We start from the raw sequence: 17,774 nt of genomic DNA, 5'->3' as shown, positions 1-17,774 counted from the left end.
CGACGTCACCACGGGCACTCGGTCGCTCACCCGTGGTATCGTCCGGCGTCCATCAGCTGTGGGAGCGCCCGTACGGATCACTGTTGGAAGGACGCCTGCCCTGATGCCGGCCGTCGTCGCCCCGTCCTCGCCGGTGGGTGCACCGGACCGTCCCGCCGACGCCCCGGTGCCGGCGAGCCCGGCCGGCGAGGCGCTGAACCGGGTCTCCACCACCCTGCCGATCATGCTCCGACTGACCTGCGGCCTCGCCGGGGCGGTCGCCGCCCTGGCGGTGCGCACCCCGCCGGTCGAGCCGGTGCCGCTGGCCGTCGCGGTCGTCGTCCTCACCGGCTGGTCGGTCTGGTTCGCCCGGTCGGCGACCCGGTCCGGGCTCACTCCCGGGCTGATCGGCGTGGATGTGGCGTTGACCGTGGTCACCTGCCTTTTCATCCCGCGCCTGGTCGCCGCCGAGGTGCTTCCCGGTGAGGTGAGCTGGGTGGCGATCCTCGCCAGCACCTCGGTGATCGTCGCCCAGCTCGCGCTGCGTCCCCACTGGGCGGTGCCCGCCGGGCTGCTGGTCGCCGCCGCGTACGCCCTCGGGGCGCATCGTGCCGGCGACGACGTGGAGGCCGTCGCGCACGCCACCACCCTCGTCGTACAGACCGCCTCGGGCACCGCCCTCGCCATGGTGCTGCGCGGCAGCAGCCGACGGGCGGACGCGGCGTTCGTCGAGCGGCAGCGCGTCCTGCGGGAGGCGTTGATCGCCCGGACCGCGCGGGAGACGGAGCGGCGGCAGAACCGGGACCTGCACGACACGGTGCTCTCCACGCTGACCATGGTGGGTCTGGGCGCGGTCCGCGCCGACTCCCCGCTGCTGCGCGCACGGGCCGCCGCGGACCTGCGTACCCTCGCCGCCGCCCGGAGCCCGGCGGACCTGGACGTCGACGCGACCGACCGGGGCGACGCGACCCACCCGCCGGTGGACGGGTGGCTGCGCGAGGTGGCCGGTCGTTTCCCGGAACTGCCGATGGTCGTGGACCTCGCGCCGGGTGTCACGGCCCCGGCGGCGGTCGCCGCCGCGGTCGCGGAGAGCACCGCCGCCGCCCTGGCCAACGTGCTGCGGCACGCACCGGGCGCGGCGGTGCGGCTGCGCCTGTCCGGGCTCGCCGGCGCCGTCGTGGTCGAGGTGGTCGACGACGGACCGGGTTTCGACCCGACCCGGGTCCCGGCCCACCGGTACGGGCTGCGCGAGTCGATCCGGGGTCGGATGGGATCGGTGGGCGGACGGGCGGTAATCGACTCGGCTCCCGGACGGGGCACCCGGATCCGGCTGGAGTGGCCGCATGCGCGCTGAACCGCCGGCCTCCACTTCTCCGGCACCGCCGGCCTCGACCCCGGTGCCGTCGACCCCGGTGCCGTCGACCATCGATCCGGTCGGTCCGCCCGAGCGCGGTCCGTCGCCGCCGGCCGTCGGGACGGCCGGCGCGGTGGCCAGCGCCTCCGACCGGGGTGCCCGGATCGCGGCGGTGGTCATCGCGTACGGCTGGCACCTGCTGATCAGCCTGCCCGCCATCGGAATGAACTGGCCGGACCTGCGGTGGCCGTGGGTGGTCGGCGGTGGCTGGCTGGCGGTGGCGCTGGCCGGGGCCTTCGCCGCGTGGCGGCTACTGCGTGACGCGCCACTGCCCGCGTGGCCGCTGGTGGTGGGACTGCTGGTGGTCGACGCGGCGGTCTTCCCGGCCAGCGGCGAGGCGTTCCTGTTCGCCTCGGCGAACTGGGGCTGGGGCACGGTCGGCTGGTTCGCGGTGCTGTTCCTCTGGGGACGGCCCCTGCGGCAACTGGTCGCCACCATCGCCGCCGGGGCGGTGATCGCGCTGGTCGCGGTCCTCGGCCAGGGCGCGGACGCCGCCGACCTGAGCCGGTACGCGATGTACGTCTACGGTGTGGCGGTGCTGCCGCTGGCGCTCGCCGTCGGCGCGGCGACCCTCACCACGCTCGCCGCCGAACGGGCCCACGCCGCCTCGGCCGGTGCCGCCGTGACCGCCCAGCGACTCGCCGCCGCGCACGCCCAGCGGGAGCGGCGGGAACGGTTGGCCCTGGTCGACGCTGCGGCCGGGGAGATCCTCGCCGACCTGGCCGCCGGCCGGGCCGACCCCGGTGACCCGGCGGTGCAGCGGCGCTGCGCCCTCGCCGCGGCCCGGCTACGCCGGCTGATCGCCGAGTCCGACGACGTGCCCGACCCGCTGCTGCACGAGTTGCGGGCCAGCGCGGACCTGGCCGAACGGCGGGGGGTCGTGGTGGACCTGGTCGTCGTGGGCTCCCCGCCGCCGTTGCCGGTCCCGGTGCGCCGCCGGCTGGTCGAGCCGCTCGCCGCCGGCCTGGCCGGTGCCCGGGAGCGGGCCCGGCTCACCGTCGTGGCCGGACCGGACAGCGTGGAGATCGGCTTGATCGCACCGGCACGGGGCATCCTGGAGGACGTCACGTCCGCCTGGACGGACGACACGGTCGGGTACGAACACGAACGCGACGGGGAGGTCGGATGGACACGGACCCGGTGGCCGGCCCGGTGAACAGGCCGGTGCGCGTGGCGATCGTCGACGACCACCCCGTGGTGGTCGAGGGGATCCGGTCGTGGCTCGCCGTCGAGCCACGACTCACCGTGGTGGCCACCGGGGACGATCCCGACGCCGTGCTGCGCGACGCCCCGGACGCCGACGTGGTCCTGCTCGACCTGCGGCTGCACGGCCGGATGGCGGTGGACGGCGTCGCCGGGCTGAGCGCGGCGGGACGGCGGGTGGTGGTCTACTCCGAGCACACCGACCCGGCGACGATCCTCGCCGTGCTGGACGCCGGGGCGGTGGCGTTCCTCGCCAAACACGAGGGACGGGAGCACTGCGTGGCCACGTTGCTGGCGGCGGCGGACGACCGGCCGTACGTGCCGCCGGCGCTGGCCGGCGCGATGGTCGGCGACGCCCGCCCGGACCGGCCGGCCCTGTCCGACAAGGAACGGGAGGCGCTGCTGCTCTGGTTCCAGTCGATGTCGAAGGCGTCGGTGGCCCGCCGGATGCGGATCAGCGAACACACCGTCAAGCAGTACGTCGACCGGGCACGGATCAAGTACACCCGGGCCGGACGCCCGGCCGCCACCAAGTCGGCGCTGCTCGCTCGGGCCATAGAGGACGGCCTGATCCGTCCGGAGGAGATCGGCGTCTACCGGTCGTACGCGTCGTCCGACCGGCCGACCCCCTAACGGGTGTCATGACACCGGTCCGCCCGGCCGGGAAGGCTCGACGGCAGACCGCGCGCATGCCGTCGCCGCCGGGAGGCCGAGATGACATCCGACGACGCTTCCCCGTTCTTCATCGCACCGCACCGGTTCGACGCCGACGGGACAGCCGACCAACCGGTGCTGGACCGGCACCACGAACCGGTCCCCGAGCCGGGTGAGCGGGTGCTCGCACGGCACCGGCTGACCGTCGCGGGCCATCTGCTCGGCCCGGCCCTCGACCGGCGGCAGTGGTCGCTCGCTCCGACCGCCACGGTGACCGTCACCGACCGGCGGATCGTGCACGTCTGCGGTGACCTGGCCCTCGCCCCGGTCGACGCGGGCCCCCGGCACCGGCGGCGGACGGCCCGCCCGGCCAGCGGGCAGATCCGCTGGCAGTGGCCGTCCCGGCTGGAGTTGCGCCCGACCGCCCCGGACGGCACCGCCGACCTGCTGGTCGTCTGCGACGCGCTGCGGACCATCGCGCAGCCCGCGCTCGCCCTCGGCGGCCCGGCCCGGGAGATCGCCACGCTGGCCCGGCTGCTCCGGCGGGCGGTGGCCGCGTTCCGGCTGGCCAACCCGACACTGGTGGAACTGTCGGCGGCCGAGCGGGACGTCCTGCTGCGCCGGGCCGGCACCGGCTCGGTGGTACGCGGCACGCGGGTCACCCTGCCCGGGTCGCTGCCGGTCGAGTTCCTCAGCCGGGACGACTACTACCACCCCGGGTCGGCCCGGCTCCGCCGGTCCCGTCCCGCAGGGCGGCCGGCGGCGGGGTACCGGGGGCCCGCCTGTTGAACGGTGGAGGTCAGGCGGTCGGGGCGGGGCGCGGTGACTTGCCGTCCAGGATGTCGGCCTCCTCCGGGGTGGGCGCGGTGCCGCCGAGGTGCGCCGGCAGCCACCAGGCGTCGTCCGGGCCGGACGGTTGCTCCGGGTACTCCCGCTGGGCCCGGTCGACCAGGGCGACGAGCCGGGCCTTCAGTTCGGCGTTCATCTTCCCCGCGTACTGGTAGGCGGCCGGGTCGATCGGCTCGCCGATCAGGATGGTGATCGGCACGTGCCGGCGGGTGAGCGTGCGCGGGCGGCCCTTGGTCCAGAGCCGCTGCCCGCCCCAGAGCGCGACCGGCAGGACGGGCACCCCGGCGTCCTTGGCCATCCGGACGGTGCCGGTCTTCAGGCTCTTCACGGTGAACGAGCGGCTGATCGTCGCTTCGGGGAAGACGCCGACCACCTCGCCGCGCCGCAGCGCGTCGACGGCCTGGTTGTACGAGCCGGTCCCGGCGTCCCGGTTCACCGAGATGTGCCGCATGCCCCGCATCAGCGGGCCGGAGACCTTGTGCGTGAAGACCGACTCCTTGGCCATGAAACGGACCAGCCGCTTCGACTCCTGCGCGCCGAGGCCGCAGAAGATGAAGTCGAGGTAGCTGACGTGGTTGGCGGCCAGCACCGCCCCGCCGGCACGTGGCACGTGGTGCACGCCCTCCATGGTGATGCGCAGGTCGAGGACCCGGAACATCGTCTTGGCGGCGGCGATCACGGGCGGGTACACGAGTTCCGGCATGTCGTGACATTACCCTGCCGGCCGTGTGCCGAAGCCCGCCCGGACCGCGCTCGCCCCGGCTCACTCCGGGTGGTGCTCCACCCTCAGCCGGCCCCGGGCGAAGGCGTCCACCTTGCCCCACCGACCGGGAATGTCCAGTACCTCGATGCGGCCCATGCCGACCGGCAGCCGGGGATCCACCGCGAGGTGCCCCTCGTGCGGCTCGATGCCGAGCATGGTGCGGATCAGCAGCAACGGGGTCCCCGTCGACCAGGCCTGCGGGGAGCACGCCGTCGGGTACTCCACCGGGAACTTCGTCAGGTCCCGGTGGTAGCCGCCGAACGCCTCCGGCAGTCGCCCGTCGAAGTAGCCGGACGCGGCGATGATGCCGTCGGCGACCTGGGCCGCCTCCTCGGCGAAGCCGTACCGGCGCAGGCCCCAGGCGATAAACGAGTTGTCGAACGGCCAGATCGTGCCGTTGTGGTAGCCGATCGGGTTGTACCGGGCCTCCCCCTCGGCGAGGGTGCGCACGCCCCAGCCGGAGAAGAGCCGGGGGCCGACCAGGTGCTCCGCGACCTTCGCGGCGCGGTCGGTGTCGACGATGCCGCTCCACAGCAGGTGCCCGATGTTGGAGCTGAGCGTGTCGACCTGCCGACCCTCGACGTCCAGGGCGATGGCGTAGTACTCGCCGTCCTCGACCCACCACTCGCGGTTGAAGCGTTCCTTCAGGTCGGCGGCTTCCCGCTCCAGCTGGTCGGCGTACCCGGGATCGTTCCAGAACTCCCGCGCCAGCCGGGCGGCACGCATCTTCGCGTCGTACGCGTAGCCCTGCACCTCGCAGGTCGCCCGGGGGAAGCCGGGCAGCCGGCCGTCGCGGTAGGAGATGGAGTCCCAGGAGTCCTTCCAGCACTGGTTCTCCAGGCCTGTGTCGGTGTTGCGGCGTTCGTACCAGATGTAGCCGTTGCCGACCAGGTCGGCGTAGTCGTCGATCCAGCGCAGCGCGGCGCGGCTCTCCCGCTCCAGTTCCCGGACCAGGTCGGCGTCCCCGGTCCACTGCTCGTACTCGTCGAGCAGCACCACGAACAGCGGGGTGGCGTCCACCGAGCCGTAGTAGGGCGAGTGCGGCTGCTCCTCGAACGCGGCCGTCTCGCCGTACCGCATCTCGTGCATGATCCGACCGGGGTCCTCGTCCCGGAAGTCGTCGAACCGGCTGCCCTGCAACGTGGCGAGGACCCGCAGCGTGGTCCGGGACAGCTCCGGGGTGAAGGGCAACGTCTGGAGGCAGGTCAGGATGCTGTCCCGGCCGAACATGGTCATGAACCAGGGCAGACCGGCGGCGGGGAGCGCCCCGGGAACGGAGGTCGGCACGAACCGCAACGCCGCCAGGTCGACGAGGCTCCGCTGGTACGTCCGGGCGAGCGTCTCCCACTCGCAGTTCACCTTGGGTGCCCGGGCGATCCACTCCTGGAGGTCGTGCTGGAGCGCGAGCCGGTCGTCGCCGTGTGCCCGCGCGCCGAACCGTATGTCCCGGCCGCCCGGACCCAGGATGCGCGTGTGCACCTCGATCCGGGTGTGCCACTGCTCGTTGGGTTCCAACCGCACCGAGTACGTCAGACCCCGCGCGTCGAACCGGGCGGTCTCGGACGACGTGATCGCCGTCTCCCGGTTGAAGTTGCCGCGCCGGTAGCCCAGCCGGAGCTGGTCGGGCTGCACGTCGGTGTAGAGTTCGCCCTTCTTGTTCAGGATCTCGTCCTTGACCTGGAACAGGTCGGCGAAGTCCGAGGCCGCCTCGATGCGGATCTCCAGTTCCACCGGCTGCTCGTCGTGGTTGAGGACGGTCAGTTCCTCACGGAAGCTGCCGCCGACCGCCCGCTCCCGGATGATCGACAGCTTCGCGTCGGTGTAGTGGGTGGCCGTCCCCGGCACCAGGAAGAACCGGGCCTCGTAGTACTGGAGGTCGTCGTAGGAGAGCGCGTTGAGCCGTTCCCCGTTGAGCGTCAGGACCCAGGTGGAGAGGTAACGCGTGTCACTGAAGAAGAGACCGGTCGGCTCGGTCGGCGTCGCCTCGATGTCGCCGGTGTCCTCGCAGACCACGAAGGTGTTTCCGTCGAGGATCCGGATCATGTTGCTCTGTCCCATCAGGACGCCTCCCTCGCGCCGACCCGCTGCGGCCCCCGGCTGCCCGGCGGGCTCGGAAAGATCCGCTCCACCTGCACCAGCAGCCGGCGGTCACCGGAGACGGTCAGGTCGCCGCGCAACAGCGCCGCGATCCCGTCCTCCCGCCCGGTGACGATCTGCTCGAACAGGAGCGGGCTGGTCCCGATGACCGTGTCCGCCTCCCGGTCCTCCTGGTCGACCCGCAGCCGCCCCCGCTCGATGGCGAGCAGCCAGTGCGTCGTCCGTGCTCCTTCGCTCAGGTCGAAACGGACCGTCCCGGACGCCTTCTCCAGCAGCGGCTCGAATCCCCGCCGATCCAGGTCCTCGAAGAATCGAGTGATCGCGTCCGCCATCGGCGTCTCCTCCCCGTCGTTCCCGTCCGGTCTCGGGCGGCGACGCTCCGCCGCCCGAGCAGGGTCCCCACCGGGAAGCGGGGCAATCTCACCCGGATCAGGTGAACGTCGTGCCGGACGGCACCGCCGGGTCCACGCGGTCCCGGCACGCGAACGTGCCGGTCCCCTCACCGGGAACCGGCACGCCGTGGCACGCGACCGCCGTCGGCGGTCAGTTGTTCGGGTCGTCCGCGCTGATGTTGGCCAGTACGGACTGCGGCTCGCGCTCGACCGCGAGGTCACCGATGGAGACCAGGCCGATCAGCCGCCCGCCGTCCATCACCGGCAGCCGACGTACGGCGTACGTCCGCATCAGGTCGGCGGCGGCCACCGCGTCGTCGTACTGGCTGACCGTGACCAGGTCGGTGCTGGTGATCTGGCGCAGCGTGGTGCGGTCCGGGTCCCGCTGTGCGGCCACCCCGCGTACCGTGATGTCCCGGTCTGTAACGATGCCGACCACGTCGTCGCCGTCGGTCACCACCACGTCCCCGATGGCGCTGTCCCGCATCTCCTGGGCCGCCGCGGTGAGCGTGTCGTTCGCGTCCATGGTCACCAGACGGGTCGTCATGAATTCTCCGACGGTAGTCATGGTGCTCCCCTCTCGGTGTCGGCCCGCCGTCTACCCGCCCCGCCCCGCGGGTAACACCGGCCGGTTCCCCGGCTTCCCCGGTCGCTGCGGTCAGTCCCCGGCGGGGATGCCGACGACCCGCTCGACGCGCAGCCGCAGCACCATCCGGCCCTGCTGCACCATCGCCCGCCGGTAGTCGTCCCAGTCCGGGTGTTCGCCGCGCACCGCGCGGTAGAGCCCGACCAGTTCCTCGACCACCTCGTCGTACGGATCGGTGGCCACCGGCGTCAACTCGCCCCGGACCTGGGCCGCCGTGTACGTCCACCCGTCTCCGCTGCTGACGTGGAAGCTGGCCCGGGGGTCGCGACGCAGGTTCGCCGTCTTGGCCCGGGTGCCGGTCACCGAGACGCGGATCAGCCGCTCCGCCCGGTCGAAGCTGTAGACCACGGTGGACTGCTGGGGACTACCGTCCCGCCGGATCGTGGCCAGCACCCCCAGCGAGTGGGCGGCGATGGTGTCGATCAGCTTGTCCTCGCGTTCGGCGTCCGTCACGGATTCCTCCAAAATCGGGTCGGCCCGTCTGCCGTCTAGATCCCGCCTTTGCCGGTAGCAGGGGTCCCCTGTTACCGCTTTTTGCGTAGGAGGGGACCCCTGCAACCGACGAGGCGTGGTCACCGCACCCCATCCAACACGATCGACCTCGTGTGCCGCCGGAGTTGGACCGTGCCGGGTACGCGCGTGGCCACCCACCGACGACGGTGGGTGGCCACGTGAGAGGCGGACCGGTGCGCGCCGGTCGGCCCGACCGGCGGGACGGGTGACGGCGGACGGGTCAGTGGCTTTCGGCGGCGATCAGCTCGGCGATCTGGACCGTGTTCAGTGCCGCGCCCTTGCGCAGGTTGTCGTTCGAGCAGAAGAACGACAGCCCGTGCTCGACGGTCTCGTCGGCCCGGATCCGGCCCACGTACGTCGGGTCCTGACCGGCGGCCCGCAGCGGGGTCGGCACGTCGGCGAGCGCCACCCCCGGGGCATCGGCGAGCAGCTCACGGGCCCGCTGCGGGGTGATCGGCCGGGCGAAGCGCGCGTGGACCTGCAACGAGTGGCCGGTGAAGACGGGCACCCGGACGCAGGTGCCGGCGACCTTCAGACCCGGGATCTCAAGGATCTTGCGGCTCTCGTTGCGCAGCTTCTGCTCCTCGTCGGTTTCGCCGGACCCGTCGTCGACGAGCGACCCGGCGAGCGGGAGCACGTTGAAGGCGATCGTGTCGGCGAAGACGCGCGGCGCGGGGAAGTCCACGGCGCTGCCGTCGTAGGCCAGCCCGGTCGCCTCGCCGGCCACCTTGCGGACCTGCTCGTCCAGCTCTGCCACGCCGGCCAGGCCCGCGCCGGAGACCGCCTGGTAGGTGGCGACGACCAGGCTGACCAGTTCGGCCTCGGCGTGCAGCGGACGCAGCACCGGCATCGCGGCCATCGTGGTGCAGTTGGGGTTGGCGATGATGCCCTTCGGGCGGACGGCGGCGGCGTGCGGGTTGACCTCGGCCACGACCAGCGGGACGTCCGGGTCCATCCGGTACGCCGAGGAGTTGTCGATCACCACGGCACCGGCCTCGGCGACCCGGGGGGCGAGTTCCTTCGAGGTGCCCTTGCCGGCCGAGAAGAGCGCGACGTCCAGTCCCCGGTAGTCGGCGGTGGTCGCGTCCTCCACGGTGATCTCGCCGTCGCCCCACGGCAGGGTCCGCCCCGCCGACCGGGCCGAGGCGAAGAGCCGCAGCTCGTCCACCGGGAAACGCCGCTCCGCCAACACCTGCCGCATGACGCCACCGACCTGGCCGGTGGCCCCCACAATGCCGATCCTCATGTCCGCGAGGCTACCCAGGCCGGGGCCCGGACCGGGAACGCTTTCCCACCGCCCGGACCCCGGACGACGCACGTCACACCGTGGCGTCCACCACCTCGCCGAGACCGGTGGCCACCAGCTCGTCCCGGATGACCGCCGCGTCGCCCTCGACGACGAGGGTCAACGCCTCCGGGCGCAGGTGCGCGGCGGCCGCCGCGGAGACCTGCTCGACGTCGGCGGAGAGCAACGACTCCCGCAGCCGGGCGTGGTAGTCGTCGGGAAGCCCGTGCACCACCAGGGTGGTCAGCGCCGAGGCGATCGCCCGGGGGGACTGCAACTCGACCGAGAGCTGCCCGGCCCGCCAGGAGCGCGCCACCGCCAGCTCCTCCTCGGTCACCCCGGTCACCTGGGTACGGGCGATCTCCCCCACCGCCTCGACCAGCGCCGGGGCGGTGACCGCGGTCTGCACCCCGGAGGCGACCGCGAACCGGCCGAACCGGCGGGACGCGCCGAAGTCGCCCCGGATGCCGTACGTGTAGCCGTGCACCTCGCGGATCAGGTGGTTGAGCCGGGAGGTGAAGGCCCCGCCGAGGACCGTCCCGGCGAGGCTGGTCGGCACGTGGTCCGGATGTGCCCGGTGCGGGGCGGGATGGCCGAGGCGCAGCGTCGACTGCACCGACCCGGGGCGGTCGACGAGCAGGATCCGCCGCCCCTCGCGCAGCGTCACCGGGACCGGTCCCTCCTGCAGGGCCGGGCCGCCGCCGGCACCGGCGAAGGCCGCCGCGCCGAGCGCGTCCAGGTCGATCCGCTCCAGGTCACCGGCGACGACCAGGGTGCCCGGCCGGAGGAACCACTCGGAGTGGAAGACCCGGACGTCGTCGACCTCCAGCCCGGCCACCGAGTCCGGGTCGCCGTACATCGGGCGGCCGTGCCGGACGTCCGCGCCGTACAGGTCGGCGCGGAGCACCGCGTCCGCGCGCGGGCCCGGGTTCGCCCAGTCCATCCGCAGCGCGGTGGCCTCGTCGTCGCGGACCCGCAGGATGTCGGCCGGGTCGAGGCGCGGCGTACGGACCGCCTCGGCGAGCAGCTCCACGGCGGCGCTCAGCCGGTCCACCGGCACCTGCACGCTGACCTGGAAGGAGTCCCAGTCCAGCCCGGTCACCAGCTCGGTGCCGAGCGCCTCGATGGCCAGCGCGTACGCGGTCGCGTCCCGCTGCGCCGTACCCTCCTCGACCGCCTTCGCGATGACCCCGCCGAGCCCTTCCCGGCCGAGCGGTTCCCGCCCGGCCCCGGCGTCGAGCAGCAGCAGCGCCACCGCCAGGTTCTGTCCGGGCAGGTGGGCGGCGACGACCTCGCCGCCGGCCACCGTCCGGCGGGTCACCGTCGGGAACCGGTACGGGCGGGCTACGCCCGGACCGGGACGTTCGGCGATCAGGCTCATCGGGGCTTCCTTCCGTTCACGACTGCGGGCCCGTGGGTGGCGGCGGCGCTCACGCGTCCTCCTTGGGCAGGTAGCGCAGGACCGCCCGGTCCCGTGGGGCGAGCACCTCGGCGGCGACCTCGGCGATCTGCTCCGCGGTGACCGCGAGCCAGGCCGGCAGCCGTTCGGCGGCACGCGCCGGGTCGCCGAACTGGGTGGCGTACCGGCTGAGCGTGTCGGCGCGGCCGTCCACGGTGGACATCTGCCGCCACCAGGCGGTGGTGAGCAGCGCCCGGGCCCGGTCCAGCTCGGTGGCGGTGACCGGCACGCTGGCCAGCTCGTCGACCACCTCGGCCAGGCCGGCCTCCAGCCGTTCGGCGGTCACGCCGGGGCGGGCGGTGGCGGTGGCGATCAACGGGGCCGGAGCGTGGGCCAGGTCCACCCCGTACGCGCCCACCAGGTCGGGCTGGGCGATCCGCTCCCCGTCGGCGAGCCGCTGGTAGAGGCGGCTGCCCCGGCCGCTGCCGAGCACGGTGGCGAGGACGGTCACCACGTCGTACCCGGGGCTACCGAAGGGGTGGGTGCGGTGGGCGAGGTACACGCGGGGGGCGGGCACGTCGGCGGTGACCACCTCCCGGACCGGCTCCCCGGCGGCGGCGACGGTGTGACCGTCCGGCGCGGCGGGGATGTCGGCGCGCGGCGGGATCGCCCCGAAGTACCGCTCGGCCAGCGCGACGACCTCCTCGGCGCGGGCGTCGCCGACCACCGTGAGCACCGCGTTGTTCGGCGCGTAGTAGGTGCGGTGGAAGTCCTGGAAGGTGGCCAGGTCGGCGGCGTTCAGGTCGGCCATCGACCCGATCGTGGCGTGGTGGTACGGATGCCCCGGCGGATAGAGCATCGGCAACAGCCGCAGCCATGCGTCGCCGTACGGGACGTTCTCGTAGCGCTGCCGACGCTCGTTCTTGACCACCTCGCGCTGGTTGTCCAGCGTCTCCTGGGTCAGCGCCGGCACCAGGCCGCCCATCCGGTCGGCCTCCAGCCAGAACGCCAGTTCCAGATGTTCGGCGGGGACGGTCTCGAAATAGTTGGTCCGGTCCGGGTTGGTGGTGGCGTTGAGCGAACCACCGGCACCCTGGACAAGCTTCATGTGCTCGGTCTTGGCGACGTTCACCGACCCCTCGAACATCAGGTGCTCGAAGAGGTGGGCGAAACCGGTCTGGCCCGCCGGCTCGTGCCGGGAGCCGACGTCGTACCAGAGGTTCACCGCGACCGCCGGGGCGGTGCGGTCCTCGCTCACCACCACACGCAGGCCGTTGTCCAGTCGGGTCGTCTCGATCGGCCAGGGGTAACCGCTGTCGGGCATGGCACGACGCTATCCGATCGCCCCTGCCCGGGAGTGCCGACCGGCTCCGGGCGGGCCGGCGGTTCGCCCCGGACACCACGACCCCCGTGTCGTCGTACGCCGGTACCCCCGTGTGCCGGCGCGGTCCGGTGCCGCCGTGGTGGTGGTCGTCCCCCGCGCTGGACCGGCCCGCCGGTCAGTCCGGCGGCTCGATCGGGGTCACCGTCTCCTCCGAGGTACGCCTCTCCAGCACGGTGTCCGGGGCGGCGTTCCGGTCCGCCTCCCGCCGGTCCGACTCGGCGAGGATGGCCTGCGCCTGCGCCCTCGGGTCGTCACTGCCCGCCGCCCGTTCCTCGGGCAGCAGGTGTACGGCGCGGGACGCCACCCGGTCCTGGTCGCTCCACTCGTCAGTCATGGCGGCCCTGATACCCCGCCGCTCCGTCCGCTAAGCCGCGTCCGGGCGTCCGCGCCCGCCGCAGATCCCACGATCCGGTACGACCGGAGGACACTTCCGACGCCATCGCGACGCGGGACCGGAGCACCGAATCCCATCATTCGAGAGGTCGGTGCGACCGGATGTCGCGCCTTTCGGGCGTCACCATCCCGCTCCTCGCCGCCGGCTCCCGGCCGCGCCGTCCCTCCGCCCCGACCCCTCGACCGCCTGCGTGGACAGGGTTGTCCGGTCGGCGCGGCACGTCCCGGACGCCCCTCCCGGCGACGACCCGGACCACTCCACGTCATCGACATGTGCGAAAACGTCGGCCCGCTCCGTCCATGATCGGCCGGGCTTGCGGCGAATCCGTCGGGTAGTCTGGTCGGCGTGACGCGCTCGTATCGATGGTTTAGGCAGCCGGCTTCGGAGCCGGTGACTCGATCATGAGCTGACGTCACCACTCTCCGAGCCGGCCAGGCGGGGGATCAGGCGATCCTCTTGCCCTCTTGCCTACGAGCAGCCGGCTCGGTCCCGGGCGCCGGCCCCGGGAGTGGTCGGCGGAAGGAACCCACCGTGACGACCCCGGACACCGATCGCGTCATCGATCAGCGGATCGAACGGATCGTGCCGTTGACCACCCCCGCGCTGCTCCACCACGAACTGCCCCTGGACGCCACGCTCACCTCGGCCGTGCTCACCGGCCGCCGGGCGGTCAGCCGGGTGCTCGACCGCACCGACGACCGACTGCTGGTCGTGGTCGGCCCCTGCTCGGTGCACGACCCGGTCGCCGCCCTCGACTACGCCCACCGGCTTCGCGAGGCGGCCGAGCAGCACGCCGACGACCTGCTGGTGGTCATGCGCGTCTACTTCGAGAAGCCGCGCTCCACGGTCGGCTGGAAGGGCCTGATCAACGACCCGGGCCTGGACGGTTCCGGCGACGTCAACAAGGGGCTGCGGCTCGCCCGCGCGCTCCTGCTCGACGTCCTCCGACTCGGCCTGCCGGTGGGTTGCGAGTTCCTCGACCCGATCACCCCGCAGTACATCGCCGACACGGTGGCCTGGGGCGCCATCGGCGCCCGCACCGTGGAGAGCCAGGTGCACCGGCAGCTCGCCTCCGGCCTCTCCATGCCGATCGGCATGAAGAACCGGCCGGACGGCAGCATCGGCACCGCCGTGGACGCGATCCGCGCCGCCGGGGTGCCGCACGTCTTCCCGGGCATCGACGTCTCCGGCACGCCGGCCATCCTGCACACCCGGGGCAACGCCGACGGGCACCTGGTGCTTCGCGGCGGCCGGGGTGTGCCCAACTACGACGCCGACTCGGTGGCCGGCGCGCTGGCCCAGCTCCAGGCGGCCAACCTGCCGGAGCGGGTGGTGATCGACGCCAGCCACGACAACAGCGGCAAGGACCACCGCCGCCAGCCGGTGGTCGCGGCGGACGTGGCCGAGCAGCTCGCCGCCGGCCAGCACGGCATCGTCGGGATCATGCTGGAGTCGTTCCTGGAGGCGGGACGGCAGGATCTCCACCCGACCCGGGACCTGACCTACGGCCAGTCGATCACCGATGCCTGCCTCGGCTGGCAGGACACCGCCGAGGTGCTGGAGACCCTGGCCGGTGCCGTCCGGGCCCGGCGGACCCGCGCCCCGCAGGCCCCCACCACCCCACGCCTCCCCACCCCCGCCTGATCCCCACCCGGCGGGGTGGGGCCGGGCCGGACGAGAAAGTACAGCGCCGCCCCGGGCGAGCCCGGGGCGGCGCTGGTGTCGGTGTGCAGGTCGCCTCTCGGCGAGTGGCGCGACGCGGCTCCAGCCGGACGGTATTCCGCGAAGGCTGTTAGGTGAGGCCCGGGGACACTGGACACACCGACACCTGAGTCAACGGGTCGGGCACCCCCCGTGTTCCGGGCCGGAGTGTGGCCTGTGTCACACGTCGCCCGCCGGGCATCGACGGTCGCACCCGGACCGTCGGACCCCCGCGCGGTCAACCCCCGGCGGCGAACGGAGCGTCGTGACGTTTGACCGATTCCGGCACGGGTAGGTGATCACGTGACCGACGAACCCGCCAGCCGGATGATCGACGACCTGCTCGACGACATCTACCACGGGCAGGAACGAATCAGCCAGGCCGAGATCCAACGCCGGGCGGTCGCCGCCGAACTCCCCGCGGACCTGCTGACCCGCATCTCGGCCCTGCCCCAGGGCGAGTACGCCATGGACGAGGTGGCCGACCTGCTCGGCGGCTCGGCGGTCTGAGGCACGACCGCCGACCGACCACGGAGAGGACAGCGACCATGACGGACCGGGACGACGAACAGGAGCGGGTGCCCGCTCTCGGCCAGCCCTCCGAGGGTCTGGACACCACCCCGGAGCCCGACTTCGCCAACGAGCACGACCGTACGGCCGTCGACCGGGACATCGTCACCGGCGAGGACGAGGACGAGCGGGAACCGGAGTCGCCGAGCGGCTGGTCCGGCATGCAGCGTTGACCCTCCTCGGAGGGAGACCGACTGGACGGTGACGGGGGCGGTCCCCGGCACCGTCCAGTCGTCGTTTCCGGGCCGGGCCGCCCCGCTCAGTCCTCCTGCCGGCCGCCCTCGGCCGCCTGCTGGGAGACGGCGTACGCCATCTGGAGGAAGTCGGAAGCGGCGACCGCCGTCAGCGCGGTGGCGACCAGCCGGGTCGTCCGGGGCGCGAGGACGAGCCCGCCGGTGAGTCCGGTGGCCACCCAGACCGCCAGGCAGAACGGACAGCTCAGCAGCTCGCCGATCGCGTGCCGGGTCGAACTGCCGGAATCACGGACCTGCTCCATCACCTCACCGCTGCCGCTCGGCCGGTCGTAGCGGGTGAACGGGGCCCGCAGCGGGCTGGTCACCGCGTCCTTGGAGAGCAGGCGGCTCAGCTTGTGGGTGGCGATGCCCAGCAGCACCACGTCGGCCGGCGCGGGCCGGTCCGGCACCGGTCGGCCGGTGGCCCGCACCAGCGCGGCGAGCGCCGCGGTGACCCCGGCGTAGGTGCCCATCGCCACCAGGTAGCCGCCGAGCGGCCGATGCTCGTGCGGCGCGTACGCCCGGCGTAGCCGCGCCACCCTGTCCCTGAGGCCGCTCTGCGTCACCACGTCTCTCCTCGCCTTGCTACGAACGGTGCCAACGGACGGGCGACGGCCCGCACCCGGACGGGTCAGCCGGCGGTCAGGTTCTCGGCCACCTCGCGGGCAAGGTTGGTCAGGGTCTCGTCGGCCAGTGCGCCGACGTCCTGTTCCTCGGACCCACCGGCCAGGTCGAGCCGGACCCGGGCGCCACCGGCGTCCGCCGGCTCGACCTGGATCTCGGCCGACCATCCCGGGGCGGAGCTGCTGCTCCACCGGGCGCGCAGTCCGTCCGGCACGACCTGTGGTCGCTCGTCGCCGTCGGTGCGCAACGGTTCCGGAAGCCAGGCCGACGCCCGGTCCGGGTCCGTGGCGGTGCTGAACACCACCTCGGGCGGAGCGGACATACCCCGCTCTCGTGTCGTCATCAGACGTCCCGCAGCCGGCTCGGATCCACCTCGCGGCCGGGGTGGCGCGCCAGGTACTCCGTCTCCAGCTCGGCGGTACGCCGCAGGTGGGTGGCGAGCGCGGAGTCCGCCGCGTGCCGCAGCGTGTCCAGCCGGGTGCGGTGCAGGCTGTGCATCTCGCGGATCAGGTCCTCGTCACCCAGCTCGGCGGGATCGATCCCGAGCAGCTCGGGGTCGGCTGTCGCGTCGGTGACGGCCATGTCGTGCAGGTGGTCGCCGTCCCACTCCGGGAGCCGCTGCTCCGGGCTGGCGTCGCCCGCCGCGCCCCGTGGGAACCCGTCCTGTCGTACCGATCCGGTCATCGTCGCCCCCCTGATCTCGTTTGGGCTGGCATCTAGACGGATGCCCACACCGCAGGGCACCAAACCACCCCACCGACGCAGGACTACGACGTCGTGTCGGAGTCGCCAGGTCGGCCCGGTACCCTCGTTGCCATGAAGCGGCTCTGGACACCGGCGTGGATCTTCCGCCACGTGGCCATGGTCGTGCTGGTCGTCGGGTTCTGCGCGCTGGGCTGGTGGCAGATCAGCCGGGCCGCCGCCGGTAACACCCTGAGCTGGGCGTACGCGGTGGAGTGGCCGATCTTCGCGGCTTTCGTGGTCTTCGTGTGGTGGCGGGAGCTCCGGCACACGCTGCGCGGAGAGCCGACCCCGGACGAGCCGGCCGGCGGAACGGCTCCGTCCGACCAGCCGGCGGCCGTCCCCGCGACGGCCCCGCTCCCGGCGGCTCCCGGCACCGGCCCGACGGCAACCGCCGGGACGTCGTCCACGGCACCCACCACCCCGGTGGTACGCCGCCCGGTGCGGGTCGCCCGGGCGACCGTCCCGGCCGGCGACGGCGAGGACGCCGACCTGACCGAGTACAACCGCTACCTGACATGGTTGAACGCCAACCCGGGCGCGCGACCCGGTGACTACCCCGGCTGAGCCGGGGCGGAAGGACGGAAGGACCGTGGGCGCAGCCCTTACCCGGTACCGCGTGATCGCCTGGATCGTGGGCGTGGTGCTGATCCTGCTCGTGGTGATCGGTATGCCGCTGAAGTACGGGTTCGACGACCCGATCGTGGTCGAGACGATCGGTCCGGCGCACGGCTTCCTCTACATGGTCTACCTGGTCGCCGCCTTCGACCTGTCCCGTCGGGCCGACTGGCCGCTGAAGCGAATGGCGCTGGTGATGCTCGCCGGCACGGTGCCGTTCGTCTCGTTCTACGCCGAACGCCGGGTCAGCCGCTGGGTCACCACGGACACGCGCACCCCCCAGCCCGTGGCCAGCTGACCTCCACCTGTGTTTTG

The 17,774-nt window shown here is 73.3% G+C and carries 21 protein-coding genes; 9 read left to right on the top strand and 12 right to left on the bottom strand.

The window, feature by feature from the left end; all coding sequences use genetic code 11:
* Nucleotides 1-103 precede the first annotated feature (103 nt).
* The 4 genes from GA0070618_RS16585 to GA0070618_RS16570 all read left to right on the top strand — a co-directional run bounded on the left by GA0070618_RS16585 (nucleotide 104) and on the right by GA0070618_RS16570 (nucleotide 4,039).
* Nucleotides 104-1,333, top strand: a complete 1,230-nt coding sequence (locus GA0070618_RS16585; RefSeq protein ID WP_088982454.1) for a sensor histidine kinase — start codon at nucleotides 104-106, stop codon at nucleotides 1,331-1,333.
* Entirely contained in the window at nucleotides 1,323-2,549 is a 1,227-nt protein-coding gene (locus GA0070618_RS16580; RefSeq protein ID WP_088982453.1) for a hypothetical protein, read from the top strand. Before GA0070618_RS16585 ends, GA0070618_RS16580 begins: the two co-directional genes overlap by 11 nt.
* The gene (locus GA0070618_RS16575; protein WP_088982452.1) at nucleotides 2,519-3,229 is read left to right on the top strand and encodes a response regulator transcription factor; all 711 of its coding nucleotides are present in this window, start codon (nucleotides 2,519-2,521) and stop codon (nucleotides 3,227-3,229) included. Before GA0070618_RS16580 ends, GA0070618_RS16575 begins: the two co-directional genes overlap by 31 nt.
* A gap of 81 nt (nucleotides 3,230-3,310) precedes the next feature.
* A complete protein-coding gene (locus tag GA0070618_RS16570; RefSeq protein ID WP_231931760.1) occupies nucleotides 3,311-4,039 on the top strand; it encodes a hypothetical protein in 729 nt (242 codons plus the stop codon).
* Nucleotides 4,040-4,049: 10 nt separating this feature from the next.
* Here GA0070618_RS16570 and GA0070618_RS16565 read toward each other — a convergent pair whose 3' ends face one another.
* The 9 genes from GA0070618_RS16565 to GA0070618_RS16525 all read right to left on the bottom strand — a co-directional run bounded on the left by GA0070618_RS16565 (nucleotide 4,050) and on the right by GA0070618_RS16525 (nucleotide 12,912).
* Complete coding sequence (locus tag GA0070618_RS16565; protein ID WP_088982451.1) at nucleotides 4,050-4,802, bottom strand: lysophospholipid acyltransferase family protein; 753 nt, start codon at nucleotides 4,800-4,802, stop codon at nucleotides 4,050-4,052.
* Nucleotides 4,803-4,862: 60 nt separating this feature from the next.
* Nucleotides 4,863-6,920 (bottom strand): amylo-alpha-1,6-glucosidase, encoded by a 2,058-nt coding sequence (locus GA0070618_RS16560; RefSeq protein WP_088982450.1) that lies wholly within the window; start codon nucleotides 6,918-6,920, stop codon nucleotides 4,863-4,865.
* Nucleotides 6,920-7,291 (bottom strand): SCP2 sterol-binding domain-containing protein, encoded by a 372-nt coding sequence (locus GA0070618_RS16555; RefSeq protein ID WP_088982449.1) that lies wholly within the window; start codon nucleotides 7,289-7,291, stop codon nucleotides 6,920-6,922. Before GA0070618_RS16555 ends, GA0070618_RS16560 begins: the two co-directional genes overlap by 1 nt.
* 211 nt (nucleotides 7,292-7,502) lie before the next feature.
* The gene (locus tag GA0070618_RS16550) at nucleotides 7,503-7,919 is read right to left on the bottom strand and encodes a CBS domain-containing protein (RefSeq protein WP_088982448.1); all 417 of its coding nucleotides are present in this window, start codon (nucleotides 7,917-7,919) and stop codon (nucleotides 7,503-7,505) included.
* Nucleotides 7,920-8,009: 90 nt separating this feature from the next.
* A complete protein-coding gene (locus GA0070618_RS16545) occupies nucleotides 8,010-8,450 on the bottom strand; it encodes a PPOX class F420-dependent oxidoreductase (protein ID WP_088982447.1) in 441 nt (146 codons plus the stop codon).
* A 280-nt stretch (nucleotides 8,451-8,730) separates the two neighbouring features.
* Nucleotides 8,731-9,756 carry an aspartate-semialdehyde dehydrogenase gene (locus GA0070618_RS16540; RefSeq protein ID WP_088982446.1) on the bottom strand — a complete coding sequence of 342 codons (1,026 nt, stop codon included), beginning with the start codon at nucleotides 9,754-9,756 and terminating at the stop codon, nucleotides 8,731-8,733.
* Nucleotides 9,757-9,829: 73 nt separating this feature from the next.
* The gene (locus GA0070618_RS16535; protein ID WP_088982445.1) at nucleotides 9,830-11,176 is read right to left on the bottom strand and encodes a M16 family metallopeptidase; all 1,347 of its coding nucleotides are present in this window, start codon (nucleotides 11,174-11,176) and stop codon (nucleotides 9,830-9,832) included.
* Between the two features lie 49 nt (nucleotides 11,177-11,225).
* Nucleotides 11,226-12,518, bottom strand: a complete 1,293-nt coding sequence (locus GA0070618_RS16530) for a M16 family metallopeptidase (protein WP_088982444.1) — start codon at nucleotides 12,516-12,518, stop codon at nucleotides 11,226-11,228.
* A gap of 175 nt (nucleotides 12,519-12,693) precedes the next feature.
* Nucleotides 12,694-12,912, bottom strand: coding sequence for a hypothetical protein (locus GA0070618_RS16525; protein ID WP_088982443.1), 219 nt, complete (start codon nucleotides 12,910-12,912; stop codon nucleotides 12,694-12,696).
* A gap of 591 nt (nucleotides 12,913-13,503) precedes the next feature.
* Between GA0070618_RS16525 and GA0070618_RS16520 the strand changes: the two genes are divergently transcribed.
* The 3 genes from GA0070618_RS16520 to GA0070618_RS16510 all read left to right on the top strand — a co-directional run bounded on the left by GA0070618_RS16520 (nucleotide 13,504) and on the right by GA0070618_RS16510 (nucleotide 15,416).
* Entirely contained in the window at nucleotides 13,504-14,616 is a 1,113-nt protein-coding gene (locus GA0070618_RS16520) for a 3-deoxy-7-phosphoheptulonate synthase (protein WP_088982442.1), read from the top strand.
* A 384-nt stretch (nucleotides 14,617-15,000) separates the two neighbouring features.
* On the top strand, nucleotides 15,001-15,183 hold the full coding sequence (locus GA0070618_RS16515) for a hypothetical protein (protein WP_088985577.1): 183 nt from the start codon (nucleotides 15,001-15,003) through the stop codon (nucleotides 15,181-15,183).
* Between the two features lie 38 nt (nucleotides 15,184-15,221).
* On the top strand, nucleotides 15,222-15,416 hold the full coding sequence (locus GA0070618_RS16510) for a hypothetical protein (protein ID WP_088982441.1): 195 nt from the start codon (nucleotides 15,222-15,224) through the stop codon (nucleotides 15,414-15,416).
* 86 nt (nucleotides 15,417-15,502) lie between these two features.
* Here the strand turns inward: GA0070618_RS16510 and GA0070618_RS16505 are convergent, their stop codons facing one another.
* From GA0070618_RS16505 to GA0070618_RS16495, 3 genes are all read right to left on the bottom strand, one after another.
* The gene (locus GA0070618_RS16505) at nucleotides 15,503-16,042 is read right to left on the bottom strand and encodes a DUF1360 domain-containing protein (RefSeq protein WP_088985576.1); all 540 of its coding nucleotides are present in this window, start codon (nucleotides 16,040-16,042) and stop codon (nucleotides 15,503-15,505) included.
* A gap of 65 nt (nucleotides 16,043-16,107) precedes the next feature.
* Nucleotides 16,108-16,443, bottom strand: coding sequence for an SRPBCC family protein (locus GA0070618_RS16500; RefSeq protein WP_170107874.1), 336 nt, complete (start codon nucleotides 16,441-16,443; stop codon nucleotides 16,108-16,110).
* On the bottom strand, nucleotides 16,443-16,784 hold the full coding sequence (locus GA0070618_RS16495) for a DUF6158 family protein (RefSeq protein ID WP_088982439.1): 342 nt from the start codon (nucleotides 16,782-16,784) through the stop codon (nucleotides 16,443-16,445). Before GA0070618_RS16495 ends, GA0070618_RS16500 begins: the two co-directional genes overlap by 1 nt.
* A 132-nt stretch (nucleotides 16,785-16,916) precedes the next feature.
* Here GA0070618_RS16495 and GA0070618_RS16490 point away from each other — a divergent pair, with 132 nt between their 5' ends.
* Complete coding sequence (locus GA0070618_RS16490) at nucleotides 16,917-17,408, top strand: hypothetical protein (protein ID WP_088982438.1); 492 nt, start codon at nucleotides 16,917-16,919, stop codon at nucleotides 17,406-17,408.
* 25 nt (nucleotides 17,409-17,433) lie between these two features.
* Nucleotides 17,434-17,757, top strand: coding sequence for a DUF3817 domain-containing protein (locus tag GA0070618_RS16485; RefSeq protein ID WP_088982437.1), 324 nt, complete (start codon nucleotides 17,434-17,436; stop codon nucleotides 17,755-17,757).
* Nucleotides 17,758-17,774: the final 17 nt, after the last annotated feature.

The sequence above is a fragment of the Micromonospora echinospora genome (genome assembly GCF_900091495.1).
GTDB lineage: Bacteria > Actinomycetota > Actinomycetes > Mycobacteriales > Micromonosporaceae > Micromonospora > Micromonospora echinospora.
This window is presented reverse-complemented; position numbering and strand designations above follow the sequence as displayed.